Genomic DNA, 18780 nt, shown 5'->3' with positions numbered 1-18780 from the left:
GTGGATGCTCGACTACAACGAGCAACGCCCCCACGAATCGCTCGGTGATCTGACACCCGCCGAGTACCGCCAACAAGCCGCCAGTCGTTCTACTTTTGAAGTGTCTGCTTGACGGGGGAGCTTACGCCCCAGCCTGGGCCAGGCGGCGACCGTCTACGACCCGAAGGGCACTGGCAACCTATACGGTGAGTACCTTGCCAGCGACTACCGCGAGTATGTTTACCTCGATGGCATTCCCGTCGCGGCGGCGACCGATGCCGGACTCATCGCGCCGAAGATCAGCTACCTGTTTGCCGATCAGCTGAACACGGTACGTGCGGTGACCAGCCCGCTCGGGGTACGTAGTTACGAGTGGCCGTGGCTCAACAATGCGTTTGGTGAAGCGCCCAAGGGCGGCGCCGGCAACTTCTACACGCGGTTCCCGGGGCAGTACTACGATGTGGAGACTGGCCTGCACTACAACATGCGCCGCTACTACGACCCGGACACTGGACGATACATACAGAGTGATCCCATAGGGCTCGAAGGCGGGCTGAACACCTATAGCTACGTAAGCAATGTACCGCTCGACGGCATCGACCCGTCCGGGTTACAAGTCACTGGCCCAGGGCGCCCTCTTCGTTTTCATGGAACAGGCCTCCGGGTGCGGGTGGCCCCTATGGACCTGTCTCGCCTGGCGTCAATTTGCCTTCTAGCATTGTGCCCCCCGGACCACCCGCTGGCGCGTCCCCTGAAGCCCCCCCCGAATCAATACACCCTGCTTTGTTTTAGAGCTGCATGTCATTCAGATCGGAACTTCTGCAGCGCAACCTTTCCCGGAATCCGAGATGAATTTTTTAACGGCGGATACCCTACGGTGGCCGATTATGAAAGGTCGAACCCTGACTGCACCTGCACGAGATACGGTTTTCCGGATCAAATTCAATCCTCGGGCCCGCCGGCAGCAAACGCTTGGGATCTAATAGAAGTGTATTCAAAAATACTCGAAACGAGGGTGGTACCATGAAAAAGCTTTTTGCCACGTGTCTGGTGCTAGCAACTCAAGCATTCGTACCGGTCATGGCGGAAAACTTTGTTGACATCGCGATCGCATGCACGCCAAGAACATCGGCGGACTCAAAAAATGAGCTTCGATTAAAGTCCGACGATGGCCAAAATGAGTGCGTTAGTCAGGACGCCTATTTGAGAAACGTTTCAATCAAAGAGGGACAGTTAAGGTATTCGGAAGGTTTAGACCTATATATGTTGTTTCTATTCGTCAAGCCGTCTGATAAATCGCGACTAGGGGTTTTCACGAGCAATCACGTAAACAGCAGAATGTTTATTGTCAAAAACGGTGTAATTGAAGTATCCGGTTGGTTGGCGGCGCCAATGGTCAATGGGTATATCAATATAGGCGTTCCCAGTGAAGAGAGCGGGAGATCCGTCATGGATAAGCTTATCCCGCCTCGTGGTAAAGGCAAAGAACACGCGGGATAGATTGGGGGTGTTTCTTTTCGACTGTAACCATCTGTTCAATGCTGCCCTTGCGTGCACAGGCTGCACCATCAAGGACGTCGTAGAATCAATGCAGATTGCCGTAGCGAAGACCGGTTTCGCCGTAAGAAATCGGCAATAGCCGCACGAGTGCGAGAGGCATGGGTATTTGTAGGATTTTCCGCTGGTGGAACGCTGCGGTTAGGCACGAGGTGTTCTGTTTTTTGCACTTGGTGCGGATATTGGTCGCCCAGGGGCACAATGGGATTGGCTCCGCGCACGAAGTTGGCCGGATAGCAGCTCGGCAGCTTTGATGCTGATGTCGCCGCAGGGAGTTCAATGTTGCGCGTAGTGTCTGCTCCTGGCCGCAAGCGGCCCTGATTGCCGGGTAAGGCCGTGCGCGGCACCATGCCTTACTCCTCGAACCGGCAGCCCCATGAACGACGACCGCATCCCCGACGACGCACACGCCCCCGTCGAAACCCTCTGTGAAGGCCGCTGGCTCAGTCTGCGCAAGCGGGGGCGCTGGGAGTATGCCGAGCGCAACAACCCCGGCGGCGCGGTGATCATCGTGGCGGTGACGCCGGATGATTGCGTGCTGTTCGTGGAGCAGTACCGGGTGTCGATTCTCAAGCACACCATCGAGATGCCGGCCGGATTGGTCGGGGACCTGGCCGACCAGCTGGACGAAAGCGCGCTGCTCGCAGCAGCGCGCGAGCTGGAGGAGGAGACCGGCTATCGGTGTGGCCGCGTGGAGTTCATCCACGAAGGACCGTCGTCTTCGGGCATGAGCACGGAAATGATCGCGTTCGTGCAGGCCCACGACCTGGTCAGGGTGGGTGCGGGCGGCGGCGACGAGAGCGAGAACATCGTGGTGCACGAGGTACCCCGCACCGAGGCAGGCGCGTGGCTGTTCGCGCGAGCGGCCGAGGGATATTCGATCGATCCGAAGCTGTTCGCCGGGCTGTGGTTCCTGGAGCACGCCGGTCAACGTGCGCAGGTAGCGTAGTGTCTTAGGACGGGCTTCAGCCCGCCGCCACCTTGCAGCAAGGCCATGGTGGGCTGAAGCCCACCCTGCGGGCAGCCTGGCCGGTTTGGTCAAACGCGCTAAAGATTTCCCGGCAGTGGCCGATTCCGGGGGTGTCGCCTCCTATCGACATCCCTACTGCAACGGAATCCGCCATGAAAATCCTGCTCGCCTCCGCCCTGTTCCTGCTCGCGCCGATGGCCGCGCATGCCGCCTGCTCGCCGACCGACTTCGCCGTGCAGGATTTCAAGATCGCCGCCAGCGGCGGCCGCCTGAGCCTGAAGGGCCAGCTGGTCAACCATTGCGCCGAACCGGCGGCCGCGCAGATCGCCATCGACGCCAAGGACTCCAGCGGCAAGGTGCTGGCCAGCAAGAAGGGCTGGCCGGCGGGCACTGCCAACATCGCCCCGGGCCAGTCGGTCGAGTTCGACCTGGGCCGCCTGTTCCGCTACCAGTCGGACATGCAGAGCTTCACCGCCGGCGTGGCGAACGTGCGTACCTGGTAAGCATCGGACTGGATGCGCAGGCAAAAAAGGCCCCTGTTGGGGCCTTTTTTGTGTTTCGCGTGGCGCTTCGCGGTGATGCCTTGCCCTGATTTCCTGGGGAGGATGTCGGGAGGTGGACGGGGTTTTTTGCGCAAGACAGGAACGTTTTCGCAAGGCCTCCCATCCGCCCTTCGGGCACCTTCCCCCGTGTACGGGTGAAGGGTCGTTGCAGGCTTATCGGCAAGAGGGCCCGACCGGGCCTTTTTTTGTTCCGCGTGAACGCCCCGAGTGAGCGTTACTCCGCTCCGCGGGGAAAGAGTCGTTGCAGGCACCAGCAAAAAGGCCCCGACTGGGGCCTTTTTGTTGCGTTCGCCTGGGGCTTCAGGAGTGCATCCTTCCCCCGCTCCGCAGGGGAAGGACCGGTGGCGCTTACCAGATGTGCACCCGCTGCTTCGGGTCCAGGTAGAGCTTCTGCCCGGGCTTGGGATCGAACGCCTGGTACCAGGCGTCAATGTTGCGCACGGTCTGCGCGCGGTAACGGCCCGGCGCATGGCCGTCGGTAACGATCTGCTGGCGTAGTGCCGCATCGCGGGTCTTGCTGCGCCAGGACTGCGCGTAGGCCAGGAAGAAGCGCTGCGCGCCGGTCAGGCCGTGCAGCACCGGCGCGGGCTTGCCGCCGAGCGATTTCTGGTAGGCGATCCAGGCGGCGGTCAGGCCGGAGACGTCGGCGATGTTCTCGCCCAGCGTCTGCTGGCCGTTGATGTGCAGACCGGGCAGCGGCTCGTAGGCGTTGTACTGCTCGACCAGCTTCTGGCCGGCAGCCTTGAAGTGGGCCAGGTCTTCGGGCGTCCACCAGTTGGCCAGGCGGCCCTGGGCATCGAACTCGGCGCCGGTGTTGTCGAAGCTGTGGCTGATCTCGTGGCCGATGACGGCGCCGATCGAGCCGTAGTTGGCCGCCGCGTCCGCCTTCGGATCGAAGAACGGCGCTTCCAGGATCGCCGCCGGGAAGTTGAGCGCGTTCTGCAGCGGCAGGTTCACCGCGTTGACCGTCTGCGGCGTCATCCACCACTCGCCGCGATCCACCGGCTGGCCGAGCTTGGCCTTCTGGTGGCGGTATTCCTGCTCCACCGCACGCAGGTGGTTGCCCAGTGCGTCGTCCGGGTTGATCACCAGCGCGCTGTAGTCGCGCCAGGTTTCCGGATAGCCCACGCCGACTTTGAGGGACTCGATCTTGGCCTTGGCCTTCTGCTTGGTGGCATCGGTCATCCAGTCGAGCTGGTCCACGCGCTCGTCGAACGCGGCCAGAATGTTCTTGACCATGTCCTGGACTTCCGCCTTGGACGCGGGCGGGAAATACTTCTTGACGTAGATCTGGCCCACCGCGTCGCCGAGGTCGTTGTTGACCGCACTGATCGCGCGCTTCCAGCGGTCGCGCTGCTTGGGCGTGCCGGTCAGCGTGTGGCCGTAGAACTCGAAGCTGGCGTCGGCGTAGGGCTTCGGCAGCAGGCCGGCGCTCTCGTTGATGGTGTGGAAGGTGAGGTAATCCTTCCAGGTCTGAAGCGGTTCGCTGGCGACCAGCGCGGACAGTCCCTTGATCGCTTCCGGCTGCCAGGCGTCGATCACCGGCTGACCGGCCAGACCCGCGGCTTCGAAGTAGGCGTTCCAGTCGATGCCCGGCGCCTTCTGCGCATAGCTGCTGGCCGGCCAGGGGTTGTTCGCCTTGTGCACGTCTTCGCTCTCGACGAGGCTCGACTGCGCCTTGGCGATCTTCATCTCCAGCGCGAAGATGGCGTCGGCCTTGGCCTGGGCGTCGGCCACGCCGGCGCGCTGCAGGGTCGCGACCATGTAGGCCTTGTACTTGTCGCGGAAGCCGGCCATCTCCTTGTCGTCGCTGAGGTAGTAGTCGCGGTTGGGCATGCCCAGGCCGCCTTGCAGCAGGTAGGCGATGTTGTGCGAGGGGTCTTCCAGGCCCTGGGTGACAAACAGGCCGAACAGGTGTTCGGTCTCCCAGTTGGTCGCGTTGATCGGGTCGACGTCGGCACGCAGCTGGCCGCCGAGCACGCGCGAGAGATCGCTGCGGTCGCGGATCGCGGCGATCTTGTCCAGCTCAGGCTTGAGCGGCGTCAGGCCGGCCTTCTCGATCGCCGCCTCGTTCATGAAGGCGGCGTAGTAGTCGGCGATCTTGCGCTGGTTGCTGCCCGCGGCCGGGTGGCCGGCGCCGGCGTCCCGGATGATCTGCGCGTTGCGCTTCTCGGCTTTCTGGAACACCTGCAGGAAGATGCCGGTGCTCGCGCGGTCGGCCGGGATCACCGCGTTCTTGCGCCAGGTACCGTTGGCGTAATTGTCGAAATCGTCGCCCGGCTTGACCGAGTGATCCATGCCCGCCAGGTCCACGCCGATCGCACCGCCGACCGGGATGCCTGCGGGCGCCTTGCCCTGCTGGGCCGCCGCCGCGAACGCCCCCACGCTCACCGCCGAACCGCACAGCAGTGCGGTCGCCACCATCCATCGCATCGCTTGCATAGCCTTCGCTCCAGGTCCAAACAGGCACCCACGATAGCGGCGAAGCGGCAATGGGGTGTGCATGACCTGTGGGCTATCCGGGCCCGGTCGTGCCTCGCACGGGCTGCGTGCGGTGCCGCGCGGGACCCGCGTCGGCCCGAGCGGGCCCCGATGGAATGTGCGCAAGCGTGACCTTCTTCCGACAGGGAGAGCGGCCAGCTCATGCCACCGGACGCATCAGGCCGGCTGGTCGTGGTGCAGCCATGAACGGGACAGGCGGGAAAGCCCGAGGCAAGCCGCGACGACCCAGGCCAGCGGCTTGGCCAGCACGGCACCGACCACGCCCTGGTCCAGCGCGGGCAGCCAAGCGTCGCCGTAGATGACGAGGGCGGCCAGCCCCGCCACGCCCAGCGCCGCGGTGAGCAGTGCGAGCAGGCCGCGCTCCAGCCCGGCATCCGGGCGTGCGACCGGCTGCACCTGCCGCGCGAGGCGACGGGCGAAATCGGCGGGCAACTGTTCGGCGGGCGGCTGCGCCAGCCAACGGGCCATCGTCCGGTAGGTGCCCAGCGATGCTTGGCCATCGCGCGGGGCGAACCCGGCGCGCTGTTCGGCCAGCGCCCGTTCCTGCAGCGACCATTCGTGCTCTTCCAGCGGCGACAAACGCGGATCGTGATTCATACGGCGACTCCCAGCGGGCCTTCCAGTACGCCACGAAGGCGCAGGCGCGCGCGGAACAGATGACTCTTGATGGTGCCGGAGGCCAGCCCGGTGATCGTGGCGATCTCCGGGATTGTCGCCTCCTCCAGATGGTAGAGCGTGAGCACCGCGCGCTGTACCGGCGGCAGTGCGTCGATGGCGGCGTGCAGGCGACGCGCGACCTGTTCGTCGCCGAATGCCTGTTCCAGGTCGAATTCGCCGCCCAGGTTCTCCAGGGGCGAAGTGGCCTCCTCGTCCGCGGCCGGCTCGAACAGCGGGATGCGCTTGCGTTGAAGGTGGCGCAGCGCGATCGAGTACGCCACCTGTCCGATCCAGGACTTCAACGCGCTCTCGTAGCGGTACTGATGGAGGCATTGGTGCACGCGCAGGAAGGTTTCCTGGCACAGCTCCCGCGCGTCCTCCGGATGGCGCACCATGCGGTAGATGATGTGCCAGCACAGGCCCTGGTAGGCGCGCACCAGGCGCTCGAACGCGCCGGGCGCGCCGCGCAGTACGGCATCGACCAGTTCGCGGTCCGGGTTGGCGGGGCGCTCGTCCATCACTGCTGGGATACGCGCGGCGGGCCAACGGTTGCAAGTGCCTGCGGATGCAACCGTCCGCGGCGGAACCGTCTCTCTTGGCCTGCAACCCTCACCACAGGAGCAGGACCATGAATCTGGGCGATCTCATCCCCATCACGCTATTCATCTGCATTACCTACGCCATCAAGGTGATCGTCGACGCGCGCGTGCGCCGGCAGATGGTCACCGTCGGCGGTTCCGAAGAGCTGGTGCGCTCGGTGCTGCAGAGCGAGGAACTGCGCCGGCGGCATTCCTCGCTGCACTGGGGCGTCGTGCTGGTGGCGCTGGGCATCGGCTTCGCCCTGATCCAGGCGTTCGGCTGGCAGGACCTGACCCCGGGGCTGGTGGCGGTGCTCGCCGTAGCCACCGGCCTCGGCAACCTGGTGTTCTACGGGATCGCCCGTCGGCTCGCCTGAATACGCGCCCGCCGCCCTCCGGCTGGAGGGCGGCGGGCGGGGCTTGCGGGGAGGTCGGTAGAACCGGGAGGGGCGGGCTGTTGCCGCCTTTTTCCGCTGGTGCAGACCTGGAGCCGGGGCTGAAAGAAGGGTTCCTGGCGAGCCCCCCCCGCCCCTCATCCCAACCCTCTCCCGGAAAGGGAGAGGGAGCCGGATGTCAGTGCAGCACGAACAGCTTGTCGAAGCCGGCCACGCGCAGCGTGCCGCGCAGTTCGTCGCGGGCGTTGACGATGCGGATCTCGGCCCGGTCGGCGCCGGCGTGTTCGCGCAACAGCAGCAGCATGCCCAGCGCGGAGCTGTCCATGCGGGTGACCTCGCCCAGGTCGATGACGTAGCTGCGCGCCTTGACTCCGGTACCCAGGCACGCGTCGTGGAAGTCGCGGTGCATGCTGAAGTCGAAGTGCTCGCCCAGGTGCAGGGTCAGGCAATCGGTGTCGCTGTCATGGTGGACGTTGATGCTCATGGCGTGCGTTCCTTAGAAGAGTTCGATCTCGCCGGCGTCCATCGAGCTCTGCAGCGCGGGGCCGCGCGAGCGCAGGCGGGCCTTTTCGCGCTGCACCGCCAGGCGGGCGCGCACGCGCTGGGCGCGGGCTTCCAGCGCCTCGGCGTCGATCCTGCTGCAGGCCAGCTCCTCGATGTCGCGAGTGCAGTCGGCGGTGATTTCCTGCAACTCGACCAGGCGCGAGCGCGTCTGCTGCAGCAGCTGGCTGAGGATGTCCTCGAACTGCAGCGAGCGGATCGTGGTGGAGACGTCCGAACCCAGGCCGCGGTTGATCTCGACCACCTGGTCGGCAACGGCATTCGTGCGCGCATCCGACTCGGTCACGTGCGCCATCATCGCGTCGATGCCGCCCTTGGCCGACAGCGCCACGTTGAGGTCCTGCGACGCCATCGTGCCGACCAGCCCGCGCAACTGTTCCATCGCCGCGCGGGCGCGCTCGACGTGGCTGCCGATCTGCTCGTTGAACTGGTTCGAGTTGCTCGCCAGGTTGCGGATCTCGCCCGCGACCACCGCGAAGCCGCGGCCGGACTCGCCCGCACGCGCCGCCTCGATCGAGGCGTTCAGCGCCAGCAGGTTGGTTTCCTCGGCGATCGTGTTGACGTTCTTCAGCAGGCCGAACACCGCGTCCATTTCCTTGGCCATGCCGTCGATGCGGTAGACGATGCGCAGGCTTTCGCGCGACATCTGCACGATCATGCCGACGAAGTGCTCCAGCAGGTCGGACGTGCGCGCGGCGAAGTCCTGCACCGAGACGCCGCCGTTCTGCACGTCGATGATCTGCTTGAGCAGCGACTGCTGCAGGCCGGTCTTCTGCGACAGGCCGTCGAAGCCGCCGCCCAGTTCCTGCACCGCGTCGCGCAGCAGGTCCAGGCCCTGGTGCAGCTCGCGCGTGGCGTGGCCGAGTTCATCGACCAACGCACTGCGCACGTCCTCGAGCGCTTCGCGCACGGGCGTGGGATCGATCGCCTCCGGCACCACTGCCTCGACGGCGGAGGCGCTGCGGCGGGCGTCGACGATCCAGGCGGCGGCCAGCGCGATCACCAGCACCGGCGCCAGCCAGGCCGGATGCCAGAGCAGGCTGACCAGCAGCGCCGCGGCGCTGGCCGAAAGGCCGACCAGGTGGCGGGTGTGGAAGAAGGAAAGGATGGCGTTCATGGAATCTCTTCCGTGATCAAAGGGCGGCGACGCGCGTGGCGTGGTCGAGGGGTTGGCGTGCCAGCTTCAGCAGGCGCGCGGCAATCTGGTCCAGTGGAAGCGCTTCGCGGGCGGCGCCGAGCTTCCAGGCGGCGCCGGGCATGCCCCACACCACCGAGGAGTCTTCGTCCTGCACCAGCGTCGACGCACCGGTCTGGGACAGTTCCAGCAGCCCGCGTGCGCCATCGTCGCCCATGCCGGTGAGCAGCGCGGCGACGGCCGCCTTGCCCACGCTGGCCGCCATCGAGCGGAACAGCACGTCGACGCTGGGCTTGTGCCGGTTCACCGGCGGGCCGTCGTGCAGGCGGCAGACGTACTTGGCGCCGTCCCACATCACCAGCAGGTGCTGCGCGCCCGGCGCGATGTAGGCGTGGCCCTGCTGGATCGGCTGGCCGTCGCGGGCCTCGCACACGCGCATGGCCGAGCAGTTGTCCATGCGCGTGGCGAACGGACCGCTGAAGGCGGCCGGAATGTGCTGGGTAATGACGATCGGCGGCGCATCCGGCGGCATCGCCTCGAGCACCGCGCGGATCGCCTCGGTGCCGCCGGTGGACGCGCCGATCGCGATGATCGGGCTGCCGCCGCGCGTGCCGGCCGACTGCGACAGCGGCAGCACGGCATCGGCCGACAGCCGCGGCGCGACGTCGAGCTTGCGCACGGCGGTGCGGGCGCGGGGCTTCGCGCGCGCGGCAGTCTTCACCTTGGCGCAGATGTCCTGCGCGCTGGCGGCGAACACGTTGGCCAGGTCGCTGGACGGCTTGGTGAAGAAGTCCACCGCGCCCAGTTCCAGCGCACGCAGGGTGACATCCGCGCCCTGCTCGGTCAGCGATGAAACCATCACCACCGGCATCGGCCGCAGGCGCATCAGGTTTTCGAGGAAGGTGAGCCCGTCCATGCGCGGCATCTCGACGTCGAGCGTGAGCACGTCCGGGTTCAACTGCTTGATCTTGTCGCGCGCGATCAGCGGGTCGGCCGCGGTACCGACCACCTCGATCTGCGGATCGGAGGCAAGCATGGTCGACAGGAGCTTGCGCACCAGTGCGGAATCGTCGACTACCAGAACTCGCACCTTGTCCATGCCGTATGTCTCGAGCTTGCCTTTGAAATGAAGTGGAGCGATGGCGCTGGGTCGTGAGGGCGTTGATCCGCCTGCGCCTGCGGTGGGCGCCGCAGGAACGGCGGATGCCGCGCCCCCACGGCCCAGCGCCACCGTGTCAGAAGAGCTCCACCTCTCCCTTTATCGGATCGTTTGCCAAACGCTTGAGGTAGACGCGCTCGCCGTCGACCAGCTGCGCGTCGCGCGTGCCGCGGAGCTGGCGCACGCGCACCTTGCCGCTGGCGGGGAAATACTGGACCTGGCGCGGGTACACGTCGCCGAGGTCCGAGGCGGCCACTTCGAGCCTTTCGGTCTCCAGGTAGCGCTGGATGAATTCGATGTTGCGCCGGCCCACGTCCGTCATCTGGGCCAGCACGCGGCCGCCGCCGAAGATCTTCACCTCCAGGTCTTCGCGGTGCCCGCCGGCCTTGAGGATGGCGTTGATCAGCTGCTCCATGGCGTCGGAGCCATAGCGCGCCGCGCGGCCGACCGCTGCCGACCAGCTGTCACGCTCGCCGACCGGCTCGGGCAACATGAAGTGGTTCATGCCGCCCACGCGCCGGCGACGGTCGCGAATGCAGGCGGCGATGCAGGAGCCCAGCACGGTGGAGATCATTTCCTCCTGCGTGCTCACGTAGAACTCGCCAGGCAGCACCTTGGCGGTGACGCACTGGTGGGTGGGATCCCAGAACCTGCGCAGATGCTCGAAACCGGGTAGAGCGGGTGCGATGGCCTCGCCGAGCGACAGCCTCGCGACAACCTGGGTCATGCAGTCTTCTTCCGATAGATGGTGCGGCCGATCAGTTCGAACTCGTCGGAGAGACCGTGCATGGATTCGGAGTGGCCCAGGAACAGCGGGCCGCCCGGGGGCAACAGCCGCGCGAAGCGGCGGAACAGCTTTTGCTTGGTCGGCTGGTCGAAATAGATCACGACGTTGCGGCAGAAGATCGCATCGAACGGTCCCTGCATCGGCCACTCGTGCAGCAGGTTGAGCGGCAGGATGGTGACCAGCTCGCGCAGCTTCGGATGCACGCAGGCCAGCCCCGCGTACTCGCCCTCCCCGCGCAGGAACCAGCGCCGGCGCCGCTCGGCGCTGACGCCTTCCAGCCGTTCGACCGGATAGACGCCCTTCTGCGCCGCGGCCAGCGCCGCGGGCGAGAGGTCGGTAGCCAGGATCTTCGCATCGACGTCGCGGCCGCAACGCTCCAGCGCCTCGGCCAGCACCATCGCCAGCGAGTAGGGCTCCTCGCCGCTGGAGCAGCCGGCCGACCAGATGCGCAGCCGATCGCCTTCGCGGCGCTTCTGTTCCAGCCAGCGCGGGAGCATATCGTTGGCCAGCGCCTCGAAGTGATGCACCTCGCGGAAGAACGCGGTCACGTTGGTGCTGATCGCGCTGGCCAGCTCGCCCATCTCGCCGTCCGGGTCGCTGCGCAGCAGATTGCAGTACGCGTCGAACCCCTTCATGCCGAGCGCACGCAGGCGGCGCGCCAGGCGCCCCTGCACCAATTGCCGCTTCTGTTCGCTGAGTGCGATCCCGCAGTGCTCGTAGACGAACGCGCGCAGGAACTGGAACTCGCCGTCGCCGAGCACCGGGCCGATGGCGCCGGCCGTCGCGTGGTCATGGCTGGCGAGCGCGCTCATCGCTCAGAACTCCTTCCAGGCGCCCGCATCGGCAACGACTTCGGCCCTGCGCGGGGCGCGCGCCGGCGGCGTGTTGCGCACGGCGGCGAACACCGCCTCGGCTTCGGCCACCACCGAGGAGGCCTGCGGCCTGGCTGGCGCGGGCGCCGGCGCGGCGTCGCCCTCGAGGCGGAAGAACGCGACCTGGCGAGCCAGCTCGTTGGCCTGCTCCTGCATGGCGCGGGCGGCCGCGGCGGCCTCCTCGACCAGCGCGGCGTTCTGCTGGGTCATCTCGTCCATCTGCGACACGGCGTGGTTGACCTGGTCGATGCCGGCCGACTGCTCCTGGCTGGCCGCGGCGATCTCGGCCACGATGTCGGTGACCTTCTTGACGCTGTCGACGATCTCGGCGAGCGCCTTGCCCGACTGGTCGACCAGGTCGGAGCCGGCCTTGACCTTCTCGGCGCTATCGTTGATCAGCGTCTTGATTTCCTTGGCCGCGCCAGCGGAGCGCTGCGCCAGGTTGCGCACCTCGGTGGCGACCACCGCGAAGCCGCGACCCTGCTCGCCGGCACGCGCCGCTTCCACGGCCGCGTTGAGCGAGAGCAGGTTGGTCTGGAAGGCGATCTCGTCGATCAGGCTGACGATGTCGGAAATCTTGCGGCTGGAGGCATTGATCTCCTTCATCGCCACCACCGCCTGGGAAGCCACCTCGCCGCCGCGCTCGGCCTGCTCGCGGGCGCCGCGGGCCAGCTGGTTGGCGTGGCTGGCGTTCTCGGCGTTCTGCTTGACGGTGGAGGTCATCTCCTCCATCGAGGACGCGGTTTCCTCCAGGCTGGAGGCCTGCTCCTGCGTGCGCTGGGACAGGTCGTCGTTGCCGCGGGCGATCTGCTGCGCGGCGGTGCTCACCGCGCCGGAGCCGTGGCGTACCTCGCCGACGATGGCGGACAGCCGTTCGTCCATGCTGCGGAAGGCTTCCAGCAGCTGGCCAAGCTCGTCATTGCGCTTGACCTGGATCGCATGGCCAAGCTTGCCCTGGGCGATTTCACGGGCGACGCGGCCGGCGTAGGCGAGCGTGCCGATGATCGAGCGGCTGAGCGAGAGCGCCATCCACACCGCCAGCAGCAAGCCGGCGGCCAGCGCGCCGATGCTGATCGCGCGGATCAGCTTGAAGCGGCTGACCTGCGCCTGGTAGATGCTCTGCGCCTCGGCGCGCTGCAGGTCGGCCAGCTTGGCCAGCGATTGCTGGCGCAGCATCAGCAGCGGGCGCACTTCCATGTCGAGCACGTCCAGCGCACCGGTGTCGTTCTGGGCGAGCGCGTCGAGCATGTCCTTCTTGGCGCTCTGGTAGTCCTCGTTGGTCGAGAGGTAGTCCTTGTACTGCTTGGCGATCGCTTCGCTCTTGGGGAAGCCGCCGAGCAGCTTCTTGTACTTGACCACGTTAGCCTGGTGCTCGGCGAACTCGGCCAGCTTCTGCTTCAGCGCCGGCTTGCCGACCAGGTTGCCGGCCTCGCCCAGCACGATGAAGGACAGCAGCGAGCTCTGCTGCAGCTGCGCCACGACCTGGGCGGGAACGATCTCGTTCTCGTAGGTGGCGCGCATGCTTTCGTTCTGCAGCTGCATCGAGCCGATGCCGATCACGGCGCCGCCGACCAGCATGAGCATCAGCATGCCCATGACCAGGCGCAGCCGCCCGCGCACGGTGAGGGAGGGAATCTTGAACTTGAACTTGGGCATTTTCATCGGTGGTTCCTGTCAGGCCACGGCTTTAACGTCATTGGCCGCGGGCAAGGCGGCGTCCAGCATCTGTGCGTCCTGCGGCTGCAGCAGCTTGTCGACGTCCAGCAGCAGCACCATGCGCTCCTCGACGGCGGTCAGTCCCTTCAGGTATTCGGTATCCACGGTGGTGCCCATGTCGGGCACCGGGCGCAGCTGGTCCGCCTGCACGTCCAGCACGTCGGAGACGGCGTCGACGACCACGCCGAACAGGCGCTCGGCGACGGTCACGATCACCGTCACGGTGGTCGCCGTGTATTCCTCGCGCACCAGGCCGAAGCGCAGCCGCAGGTCCAGCACCGGCACGATCGCGCCGCGAAGGTTGAGCACGCCCAGGACGTAGTGCGGCGCCTGCGGGATGCGCGTCACCGGCGTCCAGCCGCGGATCTCGCGCACGGCCAGGATGTCGATGGCGTATTCCTCGTGCGCGAGGTTCACGGTGAGGTACTGGGCCGCCGCAGCCGTTTCGGGAGCGGCGGGGTTCGCTGGATGGTTCATTTGCGTTTCCGCGGTGAGATGCCGAGACATGGGTCTATCGGCCACCGGGCGGCGTTCTTGAGAGGTATCGGCGATGCGGAGCGGGACGTGCGTCGCACGCAGGAGCGCGCTTGGGCGCGACCGCGCGGCTCCTCTGGAGCGTGCGGTCGCGCACAGGTGTGCTCCTGCATGGGATCAGGCGAGCTCGCGCTGCTTCGTGCGCCAGCCTGCCGACGATGGGCAGCACGGGCCTCGAGCTGGATCGGTTGCACATAGGCAGGAGCGCACCCGTGCTCCTGCATGGATCGGGCGGTCAGGCGGCCTTGCGGCGGCTGTGCAGGCGTACCAGGCCGGCGATGTCCACGATAAGTGCCACCGCGCCGTCGGCCAGGATGGTCGCGCCGGAGACGCCCTGCACGCGGCGGTAGTTGGCTTCCAGCGACTTGACGACGGCTTGTTGCTGGCCGACCAGGCCGTCGACGAACAGGCCCACACGGGAACCGTCGCCCTCGACCACGATCACCAGCCCCTCTTCGATCGAGCGCTTCGCTCCGTCGCAGCCGAACAGCTCGTGCAGGCGCAGTACCGGCAGGTACTCGCCGCGGAAGCGGAACAGCTCGCCGCCCCCGGCCACGGTCTTGAGCCCCTCGGGCTTCAGCTGCACCGATTCGACGATCGACACCAGCGGCACGATGTAACGCTCCTCGCCCACCGCGGCGGTAAGGCCGTCGATGATGGCGAGCGTGAGCGGCAAGGTGATGGTGAATACGCTGCCGTGCCCCGGCTTGCTGCGGATGGTGACCGTACCGCCGAGGTCGGAGACGTTGCGGCGGACCACGTCCATGCCGACGCCGCGACCGGACAGGTCGGTAGTGACCGCGGCCGTGGAGAAGCCCGGCTGGAAGATCAGTTCGCCGACCGCCTCGTCGCTCAGCCCTTCACCGCTGGCGATCAGCCCGCGCTCGATCGCCTTGCGCACGATCGCATCGCGATTGAGGCCGGCGCCGTCGTCGGACACCTCCACCACGATGTTGCCGCCGCGGTGGAAGGCGTCGAGCTTGAGCGTGCCCATCTCGGGCTTGCCTGCGGCGCGCCGCCTGTCCGGCGTTTCCAGGCCATGGTCGATGGCGTTGCGCACCAGGTGCACCATCGGGTCGCCGATCTTCTCCAGCACCGTCTTGTCCAGCTCGGTCTGTTCGCCATGCAGGTCGAGCCTGACCTGCTTGCCCAGCTTCTGGCTCAGGTCGCGGACCAGGCGCGGGAAGCGGTTGAACACCGAGGCGATGGGCAGCATGCGGATGCCCATCACGCTTTCCTGCAGCTCGCGCGCGTGGCGGGCGAGCTGGGTCAGGCCCTGCTGCAGCAACGGCAGGCGGGCCGGGTCGAAATCCTCGCGGAAGGTGTCGAGCATGGCCTGGGTGATCACCAGCTCGCCGACCAGGTTGATCATGCTGTCGATCTTGTCGATCGCCACGCGAACCGAGCTGGACTCGGCGCTCGCCTCGCGCGTGCCGCGTGCGGCGGCGGCATCGGCGATGTTCGCCGGGGCGGGCGCCGGGGCCGCGGCAGGCGTCACGACGGCGCTCGGCCTGGGCTCGATGGACAGGTCGCACTCGTCCTCGACCCAGTCGAATACCGCGGCGATGTCCTCGCGCTTGACCGGCGCCTTGAGCTCGATGGTCCAGCCCAGGTGGCATTGGGACGGATCGAGCTTGTCCAGCGCCGGCAGGCGCGAGAGGTCTGCCTCCACCACGAGTTCGCCCAGCCCGGCCAGTTCGCGGATCAGCCGCAGCGGGTCATTGCCGCCGGCGAGCATGCCCGCATGCGGCTTGAACTGGATGATCCAGGCGCCCGCCTGGTCGCCGGCACGACGGGCGGGCCCCGCCTGCGGGGGCGCCTCGCGGCCCATCATCGCGGCCAGTTCGCCGCGCACGCCGTCGGCGGCGGCATCGTTCAGAGGCTCGCCGGCCCTGGCACGGTCGAACATGCCGCGCAGGCAGTCGACCGAGCGCAGCAGCAATTCGATGATCGGCTTGTCGATCGCCCGCTTGCCGCCGCGCACCTCGTCCAGCAGCGACTCGGCCTCATGGGTGAACGAGGCCATCTCGGGGAAACCGAAGGTGGCCGCGCCGCCCTTGATCGAGTGCGCCGCGCGGAAGATGGTGTGCACCAGTTCCCCGTCGCCACCCTCGTCCAGCGCAAGCAGCGAGGATTCCATCGTGTCGAGCCCTTCCAGGCTCTCCTCGATGAACACTTGTTGGAACTGCGCCAGGCCCGCGTTGCTCATGGGGTGTTTCTCCGCGGCTTAGCCGAGCACGCGCTTGACCGTGGCCAGCAGCTGGTCCGGGTCGAACGGCTTGACCAGCCAGCCGGTGGCGCCGGCCGCCTTGCCTTCCATCTTCTTGTCCGTGTGTGACTCGGTGGTCAGCATCAGGATCGGCACGCCCTGGTAGGCCGGGCGCGTGCGCAGCTCGCGCACCATGCTGATGCCGTCCATCACCGGCATGTTGACGTCGGCCAGCACCAGGTCGAAACCGCCGGCCGCCGCCGCGTCCAGCGCGAGCTGGCCGTTCTCCGCCTCGGTCACCTCGTGGCCGGCGCCGCGCAGGGTGTAGGCCACCATGCCGCGCATCGACGCCGAATCGTCCACCGCAAGAATCTTCGCCATTTCTGTCAACCTCTTGTTTTACGCCGGCACTGCTGCCGGCAGATCCAGTGCCTTGACGAGGCCGAGCGTGTCCGCCGCCTCGCACAATGTGTTGCTCGCGCCCCGCCAGCTCACCTCGCAGCCGCGCGAGAGCGCCTCGCGGCGGAACAGCGTCAGCAGCTGCAGCGCGGCGGTGTCCACGCGCTCGACGGCACTGCCGTCGATCTGCGTCGAAGGCGCGTCCAGCGCGCCCAGCAGCTCGGCCAGCAAGGCCGACTGCGCCGCCATGCGGCAGTCGGCCGGCAAGCCGATCTCGACCGTTCTGGGCTGTTTGATCTCTCGTTTGCTGCCCATGCTTACCTCCGCGTCGTACCGGGCCCCTGCGTGAGGCTTATCGGCGCGAGGGCCGAGGGCTTTAGCCAGTTTTCCCATCCTTCCCCCGTTCACGGGGGAAGGTGCCCGGAGGGCGGATGGGGGGAGGCCCTCGCCAAAAGCGCCCCCATCCGCCTGTCGGCACCTTCCCCCGCATTCGCGGGGGAAGGCCCACCGCGGTAGCGCCCGGTACCGCTCAAGTTATCGTCCCCTCCGCCGATTCCTGTACCGACTGCACGGAACCGGTCCCAACCGCCCGGCCGGCAGGCAGGAGAGCCGCGTGATCATCCAACCCACCAGCCTCGCCGCGATGACCTGGGCGGGTGCCGCCTCCGGCGCCGCGTCGGAAAGCTGGCGCGTGGGCACGGTGCTGTCCGCGCGCCCGCTGGGCATGGGCGAGCAGGGGCGGATGGTGTTGCAGATCGGCGCGCTCACGGTGGAGACCGACCCGCTGGGCATCCCGCTGCCCTCGCAGTTCCAGGTGCGCGTGCTCGCCATGGGCAACCCGCCGCTGCTGGAGATCCTCGCCGGTGCCGGCAGCGACCCGCGCGTGCAGCAGGCGCTGCGCGAACGCCTGCCGCAGCAGAACGGTTACGCCCCGCTGCTCGCCACCCTCGGCGCGCTGGCGCAGCGCCCGGTGCTGCGGCAACTGCCGCCGGAAGTGCGCTCGGCGCTGGCCCTGCTCGACCAGGGCGTGCGCACGCCGCAGGACATCAGCCGGCCCGAGGGCCTGCGCGAGGCGATCTCCCGCAGCGGCCTGTTCCTCGAATCCCAGCTCGCCCGCCCGCGTGCCAACCCGCTGCCGCTGGCGGATGAGGACTTCAAGGCGGTGCTGCTGCGCCTGGCCGCAATGCTCGACCGGCAGCCGCGCCTGCCCACCCACGCGCCGGCCAGCAACGCCGACACCCCGCCGCCGCTGCGCCAGCGCGGCCTGCAGGCACAGCCGCGCGTGCCGCTGGCCGTGCCCCTCCCTGAGCCACCGGCGGACGAGGACATCAACCAGTTGCTCGGCCGCCTGCGTGGCGACGTGCATGCCGCGCTGGCCCGGCTGGAAATCGCCCAGCTCGATGCGGCCGGCGCGCAGGCCTGGATGATCGACATCCCGCTGCAGGGCCCGGACGGTCGGGACGTGCTGCAGATCCATCTGGAACAGGGCCAGGATGCCGAAACCGGCGCCGGCACCTGGACGCTGGGCTTCGCCATCGACCTGCCCTCGCTCGGGCCGCTGCAGGGCGAGCTGCAACTGCGCGACCTGCGCCTGAACGTGCGCCTGTGGGCCGAACGCAGCGCCACCACCGAGCGGCTGGAACGCCAGTTCACCCCGCTGCGCCAGCGCCTTGCCGCCAGCGGCCTGCAACTGGAGCAGCTGAGCTGCCAGACCGGCCTGCCGCAGGGTCGCAGCCACGCCAGCGCGCTGCTGCTGAAGGCGACCGCATGAGCAACGCCCTGCCGCCTCCGCAGCGCCGCGTCACCCTGCGCCTGGCCGGCCCGGAAACCAAGGCTGCGCCGTTGCCGCCGGAGGCGCTCGAGCTGTTGCTGGCGCGCGCCCGTGCGCTCGGGCTGCCGCTGCACCACGATCCGCAGATCGCCGCGGTGCTGGCCGCCCTGCGCCTGCGCGAGGATGTGCCGGTACTGCTGTACGCGGCGGCTGCCGCGGTGCTTGCCAGCGTGTACGACGCCAGCGGCGAAGCTGCGGCCTGATTAGGCGATAGCCGTCCGCCGGGGAGCCGAGTCGGAACGACCGCGCGTTGCACCCGTTCGTCACGCTCGGCTCCCTCTCCTTCCTGCGGGGAGAGGGTTGGGGTGAGGGGCCGGGCTCGCGGGAATGTCTGCAGCAGCGTTGCGTTGCTCGCCGTCTGCCTGGCCTCCCCGCG

Annotated in this window: 21 protein-coding genes; 8 read left to right on the top strand and 13 right to left on the bottom strand. The window is 67.5% G+C overall.

Annotation, left to right across the window (positions count from 1 at the left end; genetic code table 11):
- From ACFWZU_RS04275 to ACFWZU_RS04255, 5 genes are all read left to right on the top strand, one after another.
- The coding region (locus ACFWZU_RS04275; RefSeq protein WP_439699801.1) for an integrase core domain-containing protein at positions 1-112 on the top strand (112 nt) is incomplete at its 5' end.
- A 207-nt stretch (positions 113-319) separates the two neighbouring features.
- Positions 320-1006: an RHS repeat-associated core domain-containing protein gene (locus tag ACFWZU_RS04270; protein WP_439700165.1), complete on the top strand. Its 687-nt coding sequence runs from the start codon at positions 320-322 to the stop codon at positions 1004-1006.
- Positions 1003-1479 (top strand): hypothetical protein, encoded by a 477-nt coding sequence (locus tag ACFWZU_RS04265; RefSeq protein ID WP_439700164.1) that lies wholly within the window; start codon positions 1003-1005, stop codon positions 1477-1479. The genes ACFWZU_RS04270 and ACFWZU_RS04265 overlap by 4 nt, the downstream gene beginning before the upstream one ends.
- A 433-nt stretch (positions 1480-1912) precedes the next feature.
- Entirely contained in the window at positions 1913-2485 is a 573-nt protein-coding gene (locus tag ACFWZU_RS04260; RefSeq protein ID WP_439700163.1) for an NUDIX hydrolase, read from the top strand.
- 173 nt (positions 2486-2658) lie between these two features.
- Positions 2659-3009 carry a hypothetical protein gene (locus tag ACFWZU_RS04255; protein ID WP_439700162.1) on the top strand — a complete coding sequence of 117 codons (351 nt, stop codon included), beginning with the start codon at positions 2659-2661 and terminating at the stop codon, positions 3007-3009.
- Between the two features lie 408 nt (positions 3010-3417).
- Here ACFWZU_RS04255 and ACFWZU_RS04250 read toward each other — a convergent pair whose 3' ends face one another.
- The 3 genes from ACFWZU_RS04250 to ACFWZU_RS04240 form a co-directional block, all read right to left on the bottom strand.
- On the bottom strand, positions 3418-5511 hold the full coding sequence (locus tag ACFWZU_RS04250; protein ID WP_439700161.1) for a M13 family metallopeptidase: 2094 nt from the start codon (positions 5509-5511) through the stop codon (positions 3418-3420).
- Positions 5512-5727: 216 nt separating this feature from the next.
- A complete protein-coding gene (locus ACFWZU_RS04245) occupies positions 5728-6168 on the bottom strand; it encodes a hypothetical protein (RefSeq protein WP_439700160.1) in 441 nt (146 codons plus the stop codon).
- Positions 6165-6746, bottom strand: coding sequence for an RNA polymerase sigma factor (locus ACFWZU_RS04240; RefSeq protein WP_439700159.1), 582 nt, complete (start codon positions 6744-6746; stop codon positions 6165-6167). Before ACFWZU_RS04240 ends, ACFWZU_RS04245 begins: the two co-directional genes overlap by 4 nt.
- 110 nt (positions 6747-6856) lie before the next feature.
- On the opposite strand from ACFWZU_RS04240, the gene ACFWZU_RS04235 reads away from it, so the two are divergent.
- Entirely contained in the window at positions 6857-7183 is a 327-nt protein-coding gene (locus ACFWZU_RS04235) for a hypothetical protein (protein WP_439700158.1), read from the top strand.
- Positions 7184-7379: 196 nt separating this feature from the next.
- On the opposite strand, the gene ACFWZU_RS04230 is transcribed toward ACFWZU_RS04235, so the two are convergent.
- The 10 genes from ACFWZU_RS04230 to ACFWZU_RS04185 form a co-directional block, all read right to left on the bottom strand.
- A complete protein-coding gene (locus tag ACFWZU_RS04230) occupies positions 7380-7679 on the bottom strand; it encodes an STAS domain-containing protein (protein WP_439700180.1) in 300 nt (99 codons plus the stop codon).
- Positions 7680-7697: 18 nt separating this feature from the next.
- On the bottom strand, positions 7698-8879 hold the full coding sequence (locus ACFWZU_RS04225) for a methyl-accepting chemotaxis protein (RefSeq protein WP_439700157.1): 1182 nt from the start codon (positions 8877-8879) through the stop codon (positions 7698-7700).
- Positions 8880-8895: 16 nt separating this feature from the next.
- Complete coding sequence (locus ACFWZU_RS04220) at positions 8896-9996, bottom strand: protein-glutamate methylesterase/protein-glutamine glutaminase (RefSeq protein WP_439700156.1); 1101 nt, start codon at positions 9994-9996, stop codon at positions 8896-8898.
- Between the two features lie 136 nt (positions 9997-10132).
- The gene (gene cheD / locus ACFWZU_RS04215) at positions 10133-10783 is read right to left on the bottom strand and encodes a chemoreceptor glutamine deamidase CheD (RefSeq protein WP_439700155.1); all 651 of its coding nucleotides are present in this window, start codon (positions 10781-10783) and stop codon (positions 10133-10135) included.
- Positions 10780-11655, bottom strand: a complete 876-nt coding sequence (locus ACFWZU_RS04210) for a CheR family methyltransferase (RefSeq protein WP_439700154.1) — start codon at positions 11653-11655, stop codon at positions 10780-10782. Before ACFWZU_RS04210 ends, cheD begins: the two co-directional genes overlap by 4 nt.
- Positions 11656-11658: 3 nt before the next feature.
- Entirely contained in the window at positions 11659-13377 is a 1719-nt protein-coding gene (locus ACFWZU_RS04205; RefSeq protein ID WP_439700153.1) for a methyl-accepting chemotaxis protein, read from the bottom strand.
- 12 nt (positions 13378-13389) lie between these two features.
- Entirely contained in the window at positions 13390-13908 is a 519-nt protein-coding gene (locus ACFWZU_RS04200) for a chemotaxis protein CheW (protein WP_439700152.1), read from the bottom strand.
- Between the two features lie 292 nt (positions 13909-14200).
- Positions 14201-16174 (bottom strand): chemotaxis protein CheA, encoded by a 1974-nt coding sequence (locus ACFWZU_RS04195; protein ID WP_439700151.1) that lies wholly within the window; start codon positions 16172-16174, stop codon positions 14201-14203.
- Positions 16175-16192: 18 nt separating this feature from the next.
- Positions 16193-16555, bottom strand: coding sequence for a response regulator (locus ACFWZU_RS04190; RefSeq protein ID WP_439700150.1), 363 nt, complete (start codon positions 16553-16555; stop codon positions 16193-16195).
- 18 nt (positions 16556-16573) lie between these two features.
- Positions 16574-16888 (bottom strand): STAS domain-containing protein, encoded by a 315-nt coding sequence (locus ACFWZU_RS04185; protein ID WP_439700149.1) that lies wholly within the window; start codon positions 16886-16888, stop codon positions 16574-16576.
- A 298-nt stretch (positions 16889-17186) separates the two neighbouring features.
- Here ACFWZU_RS04185 and fliK point away from each other — a divergent pair, with 298 nt between their 5' ends.
- Both fliK and ACFWZU_RS04175 read left to right on the top strand, forming a co-directional pair.
- A complete protein-coding gene (gene fliK / locus ACFWZU_RS04180) occupies positions 17187-18344 on the top strand; it encodes a flagellar hook-length control protein FliK (protein ID WP_439700148.1) in 1158 nt (385 codons plus the stop codon).
- Entirely contained in the window at positions 18341-18607 is a 267-nt protein-coding gene (locus tag ACFWZU_RS04175) for a flagellar biosynthesis protein (protein WP_439700147.1), read from the top strand. The genes fliK and ACFWZU_RS04175 overlap by 4 nt, the downstream gene beginning before the upstream one ends.
- The last annotated feature ends 173 nt before the right edge of the window (positions 18608-18780 follow it).

Source organism: Frateuria sp. GZRR33, from assembly GCF_051900425.1.
Lineage (GTDB): Bacteria > Pseudomonadota > Gammaproteobacteria > Xanthomonadales > Rhodanobacteraceae > Frateuria_A.
The sequence above is the reverse complement of the archived record's forward strand: the minus strand, read 5'-3'. Positions and strand labels throughout refer to the sequence as shown.

Bases quoted from the DNA above. Each gene is read 5' to 3' on its own strand.
- ACFWZU_RS04265 (WP_439700164.1), top strand. From the start codon at position 1,003: ATGAAAAAGCTTTTTGCCACGTGTCTGGTGCTAGCAACTCAAGCATTC.
- ACFWZU_RS04260 (WP_439700163.1), top strand. From the start codon at position 1,913: ATGAACGACGACCGCATCCCCGACGACGCACACGCCCCCGTCGAAACC.
- ACFWZU_RS04255 (WP_439700162.1), top strand. From the start codon at position 2,659: ATGAAAATCCTGCTCGCCTCCGCCCTGTTCCTGCTCGCGCCGATGGCC.
- ACFWZU_RS04250 (WP_439700161.1), bottom strand. From the start codon at position 5,511: ATGCAAGCGATGCGATGGATGGTGGCGACCGCACTGCTGTGCGGTTCG.
- ACFWZU_RS04245 (WP_439700160.1), bottom strand. From the start codon at position 6,168: ATGAATCACGATCCGCGTTTGTCGCCGCTGGAAGAGCACGAATGGTCG.
- ACFWZU_RS04240 (WP_439700159.1), bottom strand. From the start codon at position 6,746: ATGGACGAGCGCCCCGCCAACCCGGACCGCGAACTGGTCGATGCCGTA.
- ACFWZU_RS04235 (WP_439700158.1), top strand. From the start codon at position 6,857: ATGAATCTGGGCGATCTCATCCCCATCACGCTATTCATCTGCATTACC.
- ACFWZU_RS04225 (WP_439700157.1), bottom strand. From the start codon at position 8,879: ATGAACGCCATCCTTTCCTTCTTCCACACCCGCCACCTGGTCGGCCTT.
- ACFWZU_RS04220 (WP_439700156.1), bottom strand. From the start codon at position 9,996: ATGGACAAGGTGCGAGTTCTGGTAGTCGACGATTCCGCACTGGTGCGC.
- cheD (WP_439700155.1), bottom strand. From the start codon at position 10,783: ATGACCCAGGTTGTCGCGAGGCTGTCGCTCGGCGAGGCCATCGCACCC.
- ACFWZU_RS04210 (WP_439700154.1), bottom strand. From the start codon at position 11,655: ATGAGCGCGCTCGCCAGCCATGACCACGCGACGGCCGGCGCCATCGGC.
- ACFWZU_RS04205 (WP_439700153.1), bottom strand. From the start codon at position 13,377: ATGAAAATGCCCAAGTTCAAGTTCAAGATTCCCTCCCTCACCGTGCGC.
- ACFWZU_RS04200 (WP_439700152.1), bottom strand. From the start codon at position 13,908: ATGAACCATCCAGCGAACCCCGCCGCTCCCGAAACGGCTGCGGCGGCC.
- ACFWZU_RS04195 (WP_439700151.1), bottom strand. From the start codon at position 16,174: ATGAGCAACGCGGGCCTGGCGCAGTTCCAACAAGTGTTCATCGAGGAG.
- ACFWZU_RS04190 (WP_439700150.1), bottom strand. From the start codon at position 16,555: ATGGCGAAGATTCTTGCGGTGGACGATTCGGCGTCGATGCGCGGCATG.
- ACFWZU_RS04185 (WP_439700149.1), bottom strand. From the start codon at position 16,888: ATGGGCAGCAAACGAGAGATCAAACAGCCCAGAACGGTCGAGATCGGC.
- ACFWZU_RS04175 (WP_439700147.1), top strand. From the start codon at position 18,341: ATGAGCAACGCCCTGCCGCCTCCGCAGCGCCGCGTCACCCTGCGCCTG.